We start from the raw sequence: 11,303 nt of genomic DNA, 5'->3' as shown, positions 1-11,303 counted from the left end.
GCTGCCGAGTTCGAGGCTGCCGAGCAGGCCGCCGTTGTCGTCGTCGGAGCTGCCGAGTTCGAGGCTGCCGAGCAGGCCGCCGTTGTCGTCGTCGGAGCTGCCGAGTTCGAGGCTGCCGAGCAGGCCGCCGTTGTCGTCGTCGGAGCTGCCGAGTTCGAGGCTGCCGAGCAGGCCGTCACTGCCACCGACGTCCTCTAGGCTGCCGAGCAGGCCGCCGTTGTCGTCGTCGGAGCTGCCGAATTCAACGCTGCCGAGTAGGCCGTCGCCGTCGCCACCGACGACGTCCTCCACGCTGCCGAGTAGGTCACCGGCGCCGGGCTCGTCCTCACCGCCTGTGCTGCCGAGGTCGATGTCGATGGGGATGCTAATTTGGATACTGCCAGTTCCTTCTTGGGCGTTGGCCGGTGCAGCGAACGTGGCGGTGAGGAGAGGCGCAGCGAACAGGGCAATCGCTGCTGTACGAACGGACTTCTTCAACGGAAACTCCTTCGGTCAAGTGACCGCACACGAACGTATGCGGTTATCGCGACAGCTGGCTGTATTCGCCGCAGAGCCAGATCGGAATCCCCCCCGACAGGACATTTCGGTTCCTGCTGTGCCGCTGCAGGCTAACACGCTCTCCGTAGTCGTGGGGAGAAACGACACGCCTACCGACCGCCGCCAATGCAACCGCCGGGCCCGCACGGGAAGTGCCACTGTGCCGGAGGATTGGGAGTCAGTGACATCCTGTCCTGACGGCGTCCGGTTCCGGAGTTCGGCATACTCGCACAACAGGTTCGCGCGCGCTGGACTCTTGACGGCTGGCGCGATTCCGGTGCGCCGCCACTACTTGCGAATGAGAACCCGAATGAACGGCCGAAGGCCCCGCCAACCGGCGGGGCCTTCGGGTGTCTCTGGATCAGCTGAGGCCGCTGAGGATCAGGCCAATGCCGCCGAAGGCCACGCTGCCGAAGAACAGGGTGTCGCCAGACAAGCTGCCCTCGCCGGACCCGCTCATACTGCCTTGTCCTTGGTCGGAGCCGCTCATACTGCCTTGTCCTTGGTCGGAGCCGCTCATGCTGCCTTGTCCTTGGTCGGAGCCGCTCATGCTGCCTTGTCCTTGGTCGGAGCCGCTCATGCTGCCTTGTCCTTGGTCGGAGCCGCTCATGCTGCCTTCGGCAGAGCCGCTCACACCGCCAAGGAGTTGTTCTATCGAGCCCATCCCCAGCGAGCCCAGCGGTTCGCCTAGCGATTCGGTTGCGTGGGCCGGCGCGGCGACGACGGCGGCGAGAAGCGGGGCGGCGAGAACCGCTGCGGCGGTGGTGCGTACTGACCTCTTCATCGATTCCTCCTTCGTTCCTTCCCGGACGCGATTCCGCGTACGGGTTGCTGCGCCGGTCGGTATCGAAGGAGCGAAGCGTGATCGAACCCCCGGGGCAGATCCTGCTGTTTCCTACTTGCGGCTGAAAACTAGCAGGGTCTGAGCGTCCGCATGGGGAAGCGACACGCCGTATGAACCTCCACGTTTCTCGAGAGCGGTCAATGATGCGGGACAGTCTGCGCGGTTCTGCGAGATCTGCTGCGCCATGGGTTCGTCTGCGAGGAGGGAGAGAACGCCATTGAACGGCCGAAGGCCCCGCCGTTCGGCGGGGCCTTCGGTGTGTTTCTTATGTGGATCAGCCCAGGAGGCCGCTGAGGATCAGGCCGCCGATGGCCAGGCCGCCAATGGCCACGCTGCCGACGAGCAGGGCGCCCTCGGAGCTGCCGCCCGCGGAGCTGCCGTCCGCGGCCGTCTCCGTGACGTCGAACTTCTGCAGGTCGGTCGCATCCGACTCGCCCAACACGGTCCCGTCGACGTCGGTGCACGTGTAGGTGAGCTCGTAGGTACCGACCACGGCGGGATCCTGCTCAACCTCTTCCGTGCCATCGACGGTGCCGTCGTTGGCGGCGACCGCAACGTCCACACCCGTGTAGACCTCCGCCACCTCGTCGTCTGCGGCGTCATCGGGGAGAATCTGAGTCGCCGTCCAGTCGCATTCTGCAGCCGTCGTGGTCGGGTTGGTGAACGCAACCGTGAAGGCCTTTACGCCACCGGTTGCCGTGGCGGAAGCTTCGGTGGCGGAGTCTTCCGCGTCCGAGCCGAGGAACGAGCTTCCGGTCGAGCTGGGGAACGAGCTTTGCGCCTGGGCCGGAGCAGCGAACGCGGTGGCGACGAGGGGGGCCGCGAGCAGCGCGATCGCTCCGGTACGAACAGACTTCTTCATGGGTACTCCTAGGGTTCAACGGACCGCACACGACGGCGTGCGGATATGCGCAGCTGGCTGGCTGGTAATTGGCCACAGAGCCCGATCGGAATCCCCCCGAACAGGTCATTTCGTACCTGCTGTGCTGTTAGAAGCTAACACGGTCTTTACGATCTGATGGTCGGAACAACACGCCCACTGATCTCACAAGAACGGCTGGACGGTGGTCAAAAGTGTTGTTGCGCTGGCGCAATAGGGCAGATGTGAGACTAGTCACAGGGCGGTCGTGGGAGAGTCGACGGACGGAATCTGCATCCTGTGGAACCTCGGCGACGCCGGAGACCATCAGTTCGTCCTGCGCTCGCGGTTTCCGCTACAGCGGTACGGCAACTGGAGCAATTGCCTCGCTCGTGTCGAGTCGGTCGGGCGGTGTGATTTTGTCCGCCAAAGGTTTCCACGGGTTTGCGTGAGCGGTACCTCGCGGGTCTCGTGGACGGCTTCATGCCGTGGAGGGTGCGATGGCCGACGCGTTTCCGGTGCGGGGCCGCTTGCGAATTGAAGCCTTTGAACGGCCGAAGGCCCCGCCGTTTGGCGGGGCCTTCGGTGTCTCCGTCTGGATCAGCCCAGGACAAGGCCGCCGATGGCCAGGCCTCCGAGGACCAGGCTGCCGACGACCAGGCCGCCGGTGACCAGGCTGCCGGTGTCGCCGCCCAGGCTGCCCTCGCCCAACTCGTCGTCGCCGATGGCGAACGCGTACGGATCAGCCGTCGGCTGGTCGCCTTCCGTTCCCCAACGCTCGTCGGTCTCGGAAGAGGTGCAATCCCAGTTGATGAGGTAGTCGCCGTCGACGTCGATGGTCGCCTTCTCTTCCCGGGGACCCGGCTCGACGATGTCGTGGAAGGCGGCGGCCGGATCGTCGCCGTCGGCCGCATCCTTGCCCTTCGCGTGCCAGGTGCAGACCAGGGATTCGTCGGTGTCGTTGTCGATGGTGACGGTGACTTCGTTGCCGTCGACGACGGCGGCGGAGAGGGTGACTTCCTCCTGCGAACTCGACCCGGCCGAACCGAGCGAGCCGGTGCTGGCCGCCACCACGTGTACTACCGCGCAGCGGTCGAAGAGGCTGATCGCGCCGAACCTCGGCGACGCTTAAGCGCACAGGGCGCCCGTAGTCCTTTGGACTTCAGCCGTCTTGGCCGTATCGGCACCGCCGCAACGGAACCGTGTCACAGCCTGCGATGCTGCTCCTGGGTACCAGTTGAAGTCTTCCTCACCGGAAAACACTGTTCCCCAATCGGTCACGTCTTCCGTGGGCAATCGCTTGTGCCCCTGGAGAACCTTGCTTGGAGAGCCCGGCTAGAGTGCCTCGAACGGGAGGCAGGTCACGCGGGCGAGCGCAGTATCGACCGCGCAATCTGGGAGACAGCGATCGTCATCGAATCGCCGACCGTGTCATTTGGTGCACGATTTCCGGGACCAGATCACTGGATGCTTGTCCCGTAGCTGACACCTGCCGTGCTCCAGCGCTGGCCAACCTGTCCAGCACCGGAGCCCCGGCATCCTGCGCCAAGCCAGTAGGGAACCTCCGACCAAGAAGCTCTGGAGCCGAGGCGTTTCGGGATTGTCGAAGAGTTGCTCCGGAACCCCCGATTCGACCACCGTGTCATGATCCATGAACACAACAATGTCCGACACCGACCGCGCGAATCCCATCTCGTGGGTGACCACCACCATCCTCATGCCGCTTTTCGGGAGGTCGCTCATCAGCGCCAGCACGCGTTTGACCAGTTCGGCATCGAGCGCCGACATCACGTCGTCGAAGAACACCACCTGCGGTTCCGTCGCGACGCGATGCTGTTGTCCGCCGGACAGATTGCCTGGACGCGAGTCGCTCTTGTTCACCGGAGTGCCAAAGCACCATGCCGATCCGCGGCCGCAGTTGGTCCGGGTTGTCTCGCAGCACCGATCGGCCTTCGAGGAGGAGGTCGCCCGCGTCGGGTCTGTGCAATCGGCTCAGTATTCACAGCAGTGTGGACTTTCTCGATCCCGCGCGGCCTGATCAACTCGGAGGCCGGCACGGGCCCGGTGCCCAACTTCCATCCGGACGGTGGTTTCGGGTTGGCTGTCTCATGTGACGCCTAGCGCGCATGGTTGTTGAGGTCTGAGCTAGTTCTGCACGACGGGGGTGGGTCTGCCGCTGCCACACACGGGTGCCGAACCTGACCGACTCCATAGCGGATGGAGCCAGATTGAACGGCCGAAGGCCCCGCCATTGGCGGGGCCTTCGGTGTGTCACTGGATCGGCTAGCTGAGGAGACCGAAGGTCAGCCCGCCTAGGGCCAGACCAGCCAGGGCCGCGCTGCCGGTTGAGATGCCGGTGTCGCCGCCGGTGCAGGAGCAGTCGCCCTCGCCGTCGGGCCCACCCAGGGGCACAGTGTTCTCGGTGGCCGGGGCACCAGCCTCCGTCGGTATGGTGCTCCCCGCCGGCATGGCGCCCGCCGCCGGAATGGCGTCCACAGCCGGCAGGGCGCTCCCCGTCGGCATAGCGCTCGCCAGAGGTGCGCCGAAGCCGCCAGCCGCGAGCCCGAGTGCCAAGCTGCCGAGTGCCAGGCTTCCGGTGCTGGCCTCGATGGTGCTCAGCGAGCTGGTGCTGACGTCGATGGAACTCAACGAGCTGGTACTGACCTCGATGGTGCTCAGCGAGCCGAACGCGTCGAGGTCGCCGGGGTTGCCGCCGCCGGGGTTGCCGCCGCCGTAGCCGCCGCCGGGGTTGCCGCCGCCGGGGTTGCCGCCGCCGGGGTTGCCGCCGCCGGGGTTGCCGCCGCCGGGGTTGCCGCCGCCGGGGTTGCCGCCGCCGGGGTTGCCGCCGCCGTAGCCGCCGCCGGGGTTGCCGCCGCCGTAGCCGCCGCCGGGGTTGCCGCCGCCGTAGCCGTCGCCGGGGTTGCCGTCGCCGGGGTTGCCGCCGCCGGGGTTGCCGCCGCCGGGGTTGCCGCCGGGGTTGCCGCCGCCGTAGCCGTCGCCGGGGTTGCCGTCGCCGGGGTTGCCGCCGCCGTAGCCGTCGCCGTAGCTGTTGTCGCGGTCGCCGTAGCTGTTGTCGCGGTCGCCGTAGCTGTTGTCGCGGTCGCGGTCGTTGTTGTCGCCGTAGCTGTTGTCGCGGTCGCGGTCGCGGTCGTTGTTGTCACGGTCGCGGTGGCTGTAGCCGTTACCGCGGCTCTCGTTGCCGTAGCCACGTCCACCCGACTTCTCGGTGGTCTGCGTGGCCTGGGCGCCAGGCTTCCCCGGCGTGGCGCTCGCCTCGGCGACGCCGAAGCCACCGGCGACGAGGCTGACGGCAGCGGCGACGCCAATCAGGCGCTTACGGACGGAATGAGACAAGAAGTCCTCCTGAAGTACAGTGCTGGGTTCCCCCGACTGGTAGCCCCCCGGGCCGACATGGGTACATGGGCACCCGCGGCGCCGAGAAGCTTACAGGGGAACGTATCTCGTAGGGCAACGTGTCCCTCGCACGTTGAGATCGCCGACTCTGTCTCGGAATCCTGCGTTTTCGAAACCGTATGCAATACAGACGGTTCGGACGCAGTAGTCGAGTCATCCACCGAGATCCAGCAGGGTTGGACTGGTCTGCTCGGCGGCCGCAAAGATGAGACAAAATACGGAAAGTGTCTTACGCCAATATGTCTGGCGCAGAAGGCCCGTCGTTCAAGGTTCGTATTTGAGGTAGTGTTGTGTGGCTGGAGCTCATGTTTGGACGTCGCTGGAGTCTTGCGCTGCACCACCACGGGCGCCAGCGTCAGTGACTGAGCTACCGTCGTGTTCCTCTACTGGTGTCCACCTTGATATCTGGCGGTGGCTAGAGAACTTCCGACAGGAAGCTCTGGAGCCGGGGCGTTTCGGGACTGTCGAAAACCTGTTCCGGCTCACCGGATTCGACCACCGCGCCGTGATCCATGAACACGACCGTGTCCGACACCGACCGCGCGAATCCCATCTCGTGGGTGACCACCACCATCGTCATGCCACCCTTGGCGAGGTCGCTCATGAGCGCCAGCACGCCTTTGACCAGTTCGGGATCGAGCGCCGACGTCGCCTCGTCGAAGAACATGATTTGTGGTTCCATCGCGAGCGCGCGGGCGATTGCGACGCGCTGCTGCTGCCCGCCGGACAGATTGCCCGGACGTGAGTCGGCCTTGTTCGTCAGGCCGACGAGCTCGAGTTGGTCGAGTGCGACCTGGCGGGCAGCTTCCTTCGACATCTTCTTGAGCTTGCGTGGACCCAATGCGATGTTGTCGGCGACGGTGCGGTGCGGGAACAGGTTGAAATGCTGGAACACCATGCCGATCCGCTGCCGCAGCTGGTCGGGGTTGTCCCGCAGCACTGATCGGCCTTCCAGGAGGACGTCGCCCGCGTCGGGTTCGTGCAGCCGGTTGAGGACCCGCAGCAGTGTCGACTTCCCCGATCCCGACGGCCCGATCACGGTGACGGTCTTACCGGCGTCGACGTGCACATCCACCCCGCGCAGCACCCTGTTGGACCCGAAGGCCAGGTGCAGTCCGGTACCGGTGAGGGAGACGGAATCGGTCACGGGTCAGCCTCTCTCCACGACGATGGCCTGGTCGAGCTCGTCGAGCGTGCCTTTGTCGGGGCGGCCGTGCCGCAGCCGCCGGTCAATGTAGTTCACCAGGTGGGTGAGTGGGACCGTCAGCGCCAGGTAGAACAGTCCGGCGGCGACGAGCGGCGACAGGTTGCCGGTTTGTGCATTGAGGTCTCGCCCGACGGCGAACAGCTCCCGCTGGGTGGCGAGCAGCCCTAGGAAGTAGATCAGCGACGAGTCCTTGATCAGTGATATGAACTGGTTCATCAGGGCCGGCAGCACCCGTCGTACACCTTGCGGGACCACGACGAGCGCCATCGAGCGACGGTACGAAAAGCCCAGGGCGCGAGCCGCTTCCATTTGACCAGGCTCGACGCTCTGGATGCCGGACCGGAAGATCTCACCGATGTATGCGGCCGCCAACAGCGCCAGCGCGGCCGCACCCAACCAGTACGGATTGTTGCCGGTCAGCCCCTGGACCACCGGACCCACGCCCAGGCCGACGATCAGGATGATCACCACGGCGGGCAGGCCACGGAAGATGTCGGTGTAGACCCGGGCGGGCCAGCGCAGCCAGCGGGTGCGGGAGATGCCGGCGACAGCGAGGAACATGCCGATCACCGTGCCTGCGATGCCCGATGTCAGCGCAAGGATGAGAGTGTTCGGCAGGCCGGTGCGCAGCAACTCCGGGAAGGCCCGCTGGTACAGCTCCCAGTTGAAGAACGTCTCACCGAGCTGCTGCAGTGTCGATTTCGATTGCGTTGTAGACGGTTCGGACGTGGCCGGCCTCTGCGCGGCGAGGGCCGCGAAGTCCGGCAGCTCGGGGGTGGGCGCGGCCCTACTGCCCGGCTTCCATCCGGTCGGTAACGCCCGAGGCACCCAGTCCGAGTACAGCTGCGACCAGGTCCCGTCGGCGATCACGGCGTCGAGTCCCGAATTGAGTGCGTCGATGAGTAGCTGGTTGTCCTTCGCGACCGCCCAGCCCACATAGTTGTCGAGGCTGAAGGTGTTCTGCACGATCGAGGTCGGATCACCGGGAACGACCGCGCCCTCGGCCTGCTGCGACGGCGCCACCCACGCATCGATCTGTCCGGTCTTGAGGCTTGCGTACGCCGTGTTGTAGTCGGGGAACTGTACCGGCGTTATTCCGAGGGTGTTGGTGACGTAGTTGTCCTGCACCGTCCCCTGGACTACGCCGATTCGCATGGACGAGTTCAGGTCCGAGAACCCCTCGATGGGGCTGCCATTCAGCACGACGAGTGCGTGATAGCCGAAATCGTAGCCGTTGGTGAAGTCGACCGTCTGGCGTCGGGCGTCGGTGGTCACGATCGACGACGATCCGACGTCGAAGCGATGGCCCGCCACCTGCGCGAGCAACCCGACGAACTCGGTACCGACGAACTCGACCTGCAGTCCAAGTTTCGCGGCGACGGCCCGCAGCAGCTCGTTGTCGAAGCCGGTGAACACGTGCTGTGAGTTGACGCAGACGCTCGGCGGCGCGTCCGACAGTGTCCCCACCGTGAGCGTGCCGGGTCTGATGAGGTTCAGCCTCGAGGTATCGATGGCGGTGAGTGGCAGCGTGTCCTGGGTCGTGTATGTGTCCTCACCGACGGCGGCAGTGTCGAGGTTGGTCGGCAGCGCGGTGGCACTGTCGACACCGGGCGGCGCGCACAGGTCGGTCGGTGCCGCCGTGTTCCGGCCGGGAGAGCACGCCGCGAGCACGAGCACGGGCAGCAAGACCACCAGCACCGCCACCGCGCGGAACCGGGAAGCAGCGGAGGCGGCCACGAGCATCCTCGGAGCTACGCGAGCCCGGACAACTGCGGCGGTGTGTACTCGTCGCGCCACGCGAGTGCCTCACGGAGCGTGGTGAGGTCGTAGTCGGGTCCGCCGACGTGGTCTGTGAACAAGGTGACGCCCGCTTCGACGTAGGCCGGCGCGAGTTCTGTCCCCGGCCACCAGGTGGAACGTTCGATCTCGAGCGGGTCCCGCTGCACGTCCCCGCAGTGCTCCCCGAGGATCGCCGATTTGCGGACGAACTCGTCCCGCTCGCCGAAACCGTGCCAGATGTCGGCGTACTCGGCGACCAGACGCAGCGTCTTCTTCTCGCCGCTACCGCCGATGAGGATTGGAATACGTCGTGTCGGAGCGGGATTGAGCTTGCCGAGCCGAGATGTGATGCGCGGCAGATACTCCCCGAGAAGTCTCAGCCTCGATCCCGCGGTGCCGAATTCGTAGCCGTAGGCGGCGTAGTCCTTCTCATACCAGCCGGAGCCGATCCCCAGGATGAGTCGCCCGCCGCTGATGTGGTCGACGGTACGGACCATGTCGGCCAGCAGGTCCGGGTTGCGGTAGCCCGCGCAGCTGACGAGTGAACCGATCTCGACGCGTTCGGTCTTCTCGGCCCACGCGCCCAGCATCGTCCAGCACTCGAAGTGCGCGCCGTCCGTGTCGCCATAGAGGGGGTAGAAGTGATCCCAGTTGAAGACGACGTCGGCGCCGGCGTCCTCCGCGCGCAACACGGCGTCGCGGATCTTGCCGTAGTCGGGGGCATGCTGGGGCTGCAACTGGACGCCGATACGCACGGGACGGGTCATGCGAACTCCCTTTTGTGACTCCTTTTGCACCGTGACTCTCATGCCACCGTATCCCCGCGATCGACGTGTTGCACTGGTTGTTGGTTGACACATGGGTGGTGGAGCAAACTGAACCCATGAGGATCACCTCGCGTCCCGCCCCACCCACCGGCTGGAAGCGTCGGTTTCTTCGCATGCCCATCGCGCTGTACCGGTGGCATCTCGGATGCCTGCTCGGCCACCGCTTCCTTCTTCTCGAACACATTGGCCGTCGCAGCGGGCAGACCCGTCGGGTCGTTCTCGAACTCGTCAACCACGACGCGGTCGGGCGCGGTGGCGAAGCACCGGACGGGTACGTCGTCGCGGCTGGATTCGGGACGAAGTCGGACTGGTTTCGCAATCTCGAGGCGAATCCGCGGGCGAAGGTCCAGGTGGGCAGCCGACGGGCCGCCGTCGAGGCCGAGTTCCTCGATTCCGATGCCGGTGGCGACCTGATGGCGCACTACGGCCACGTCCACCCGAAATTCGCTGTTCGGCTGTGCTCCACCATCGGCTTCGAGGTCGACGGCAGTGAGGCCGACTTCCGGGAGGCGGGCCGAAACATCCGGTTCGTGCGGTTGCGGCCGATGCGAGGGTGATGATTTCGGACACTTCGGGCGCTTATGCTGTCCGCACGCTCGTACACCCTGACTCGGATCGTCCGGCACGTTCCTGCCGGTGAAGGGACCGCTCCTAGATGGCTTCGGTGACATTCGACAAGACAACGTGCCTGTTCCCAGGCGCGACGACCCCCGCGGTCGACAAGCTGGATCTGCACATCGAGGACGGCGAGTTCCTCGTGCTCGTCGGCCCGTCGGGCTGCGGCAAGTCCACATCGCTGCGCATGCTCGCCGGGCTCGAGGAGGTGTACGACGGGCGCATCCTCATCGGCGACCACGACGTCACCGCCCAGGAACCCAAGCAACGCGACATCGCGATGGTCTTCCAGAACTACGCGCTGTATCCGCACATGTCGGTAGCGGAGAACATGGGTTTCGCCCTCAAGCTCGCGAAGATACCCAAGGCCGAGATCAAGAGCCGCGTGCAGGAGGCGGCGAGGATGCTCGACCTCGAACCGTTCCTGGGCCGTAAGCCCAAGGCGCTCTCCGGCGGCCAGCGACAGCGCGTCGCGATGGGCCGCGCCATCGTCCGGCAGCCGCAGGTGTTCCTCATGGACGAGCCGCTGTCGAACCTCGACGCCAAGCTGCGGGTACAGACCCGCACCCAGATCGCGCAGCTGCAGCGGCGGCTGGGCACCACCACCGTCTACGTCACCCACGACCAGGTCGAGGCCATGACGATGGGCGACCGGGTCGCGGTGCTCGAGGGCGGGATCCTGCAGCAGTGCGCCCCACCGCGCGAGCTCTACAGCCGCCCGGTCAACCAGTTCGTCGCCGGTTTCATGGGCTCGCCGTCGATGAACATGCTGACGTTGCCGGTTGTGGAGGCCGGGGTCGTGCTCGGTGAAACGGTTATCCCGGTTTCCCGTGAAACCGTCGCCGAGATCCCCGAGCGCCAAGTCGTCCTCGGTATCCGGCCCGAGCACCTCGAGCCGGCCCCGAACGGGGAGGGCATCCCGATGGAGGTCGACGTGGTCGAGGAACTAGGCGCCGACGCCTTCGTGTACGGCCGCACCGGTTTGGGCGGTCCTGGCGAACACCAGCTGATCGCCCGGGCCGACTGGCGCAATCCGCCGCCTCGCGGCGCGCGTATAAACCTGCACGTCGACCCGTCCGAGGTGCATCTGTTCTCGGTCACCGACGGCAGACGCATCGGGTGAGCCCTACTGATCCAGTGTGGGGGTTATGACCGAAGTCATAATCCATTCGTGCCAGAGTAGGCGGGGACATACGTCACACTCCGGCAGCGAGCACGTCC

The 11,303-nt window shown here is 65.9% G+C and carries 9 protein-coding genes and 2 pseudogenes; 2 read left to right on the top strand and 9 right to left on the bottom strand.

Annotated features, from left to right (window positions below):
* The 9 genes and pseudogenes from EGT50_RS17050 to EGT50_RS11185 form a co-directional block, all read right to left on the bottom strand.
* Positions 1–477 (bottom strand): annotated as a pseudogene (locus EGT50_RS17050) (hypothetical protein); the annotation flags it as partial.
* A gap of 421 nt (positions 478–898) precedes the next feature.
* The gene (locus EGT50_RS11220; protein ID WP_127954479.1) at positions 899–1,321 is read right to left on the bottom strand and encodes a hypothetical protein; all 423 of its coding nucleotides are present in this window, start codon (positions 1,319–1,321) and stop codon (positions 899–901) included.
* A 334-nt stretch (positions 1,322–1,655) separates the two neighbouring features.
* The gene (locus EGT50_RS11215) at positions 1,656–2,243 is read right to left on the bottom strand and encodes a hypothetical protein (RefSeq protein WP_127954476.1); all 588 of its coding nucleotides are present in this window, start codon (positions 2,241–2,243) and stop codon (positions 1,656–1,658) included.
* 597 nt (positions 2,244–2,840) lie between these two features.
* Positions 2,841–3,311 (bottom strand): hypothetical protein, encoded by a 471-nt coding sequence (locus EGT50_RS11210; protein ID WP_127954473.1) that lies wholly within the window; start codon positions 3,309–3,311, stop codon positions 2,841–2,843.
* A 360-nt stretch (positions 3,312–3,671) separates the two neighbouring features.
* Positions 3,672–4,275, bottom strand: a pseudogene (locus EGT50_RS11205) (ATP-binding cassette domain-containing protein); the annotation flags it as partial.
* Positions 4,276–4,523: 248 nt separating this feature from the next.
* Positions 4,524–5,594 (bottom strand): hypothetical protein, encoded by a 1,071-nt coding sequence (locus tag EGT50_RS17365; protein WP_328590644.1) that lies wholly within the window; start codon positions 5,592–5,594, stop codon positions 4,524–4,526.
* Between the two features lie 475 nt (positions 5,595–6,069).
* A complete protein-coding gene (locus EGT50_RS11195) occupies positions 6,070–6,801 on the bottom strand; it encodes an amino acid ABC transporter ATP-binding protein (protein ID WP_127954470.1) in 732 nt (243 codons plus the stop codon).
* 3 nt (positions 6,802–6,804) lie between these two features.
* Positions 6,805–8,604, bottom strand: a complete 1,800-nt coding sequence (locus EGT50_RS11190; protein ID WP_408014638.1) for an ABC transporter substrate-binding protein/permease — start codon at positions 8,602–8,604, stop codon at positions 6,805–6,807.
* 8 nt (positions 8,605–8,612) lie between these two features.
* Entirely contained in the window at positions 8,613–9,407 is a 795-nt protein-coding gene (locus EGT50_RS11185) for an LLM class F420-dependent oxidoreductase (RefSeq protein ID WP_127954464.1), read from the bottom strand.
* A 116-nt stretch (positions 9,408–9,523) separates the two neighbouring features.
* Between EGT50_RS11185 and EGT50_RS11180 the strand changes: the two genes are divergently transcribed.
* Positions 9,524–10,024: a nitroreductase family deazaflavin-dependent oxidoreductase gene (locus tag EGT50_RS11180; protein WP_127954461.1), complete on the top strand. Its 501-nt coding sequence runs from the start codon at positions 9,524–9,526 to the stop codon at positions 10,022–10,024.
* Between the two features lie 98 nt (positions 10,025–10,122).
* A complete protein-coding gene (locus tag EGT50_RS11175; protein WP_127954458.1) occupies positions 10,123–11,205 on the top strand; it encodes an ABC transporter ATP-binding protein in 1,083 nt (360 codons plus the stop codon).
* Positions 11,206–11,303: the final 98 nt, after the last annotated feature.

The organism is Rhodococcus xishaensis, assembly GCF_004011825.1.
Taxonomy (GTDB): Bacteria; Actinomycetota; Actinomycetes; order Mycobacteriales; family Mycobacteriaceae; genus Prescottella; species Prescottella xishaensis.
Note: the sequence above shows the minus strand (reverse complement) of the source record. Positions and strands in the feature narration are given on the sequence as shown.

Coding starts and splice junctions, on each gene's coding strand:
- EGT50_RS11220 (WP_127954479.1), bottom strand. CDS start 1,321: ATGAAGAGGTCAGTACGCACCACCGCCGCAGCGGTTCTCGCCGCCCCG.
- EGT50_RS11215 (WP_127954476.1), bottom strand. CDS start 2,243: ATGAAGAAGTCTGTTCGTACCGGAGCGATCGCGCTGCTCGCGGCCCCC.
- EGT50_RS11190 (WP_408014638.1), bottom strand. CDS start 8,604: ATGCTCGTGGCCGCCTCCGCTGCTTCCCGGTTCCGCGCGGTGGCGGTG.
- EGT50_RS11185 (WP_127954464.1), bottom strand. CDS start 9,407: ATGACCCGTCCCGTGCGTATCGGCGTCCAGTTGCAGCCCCAGCATGCC.
- EGT50_RS11180 (WP_127954461.1), top strand. CDS start 9,524: ATGAGGATCACCTCGCGTCCCGCCCCACCCACCGGCTGGAAGCGTCGG.
- EGT50_RS11175 (WP_127954458.1), top strand. CDS start 10,123: ATGGCTTCGGTGACATTCGACAAGACAACGTGCCTGTTCCCAGGCGCG.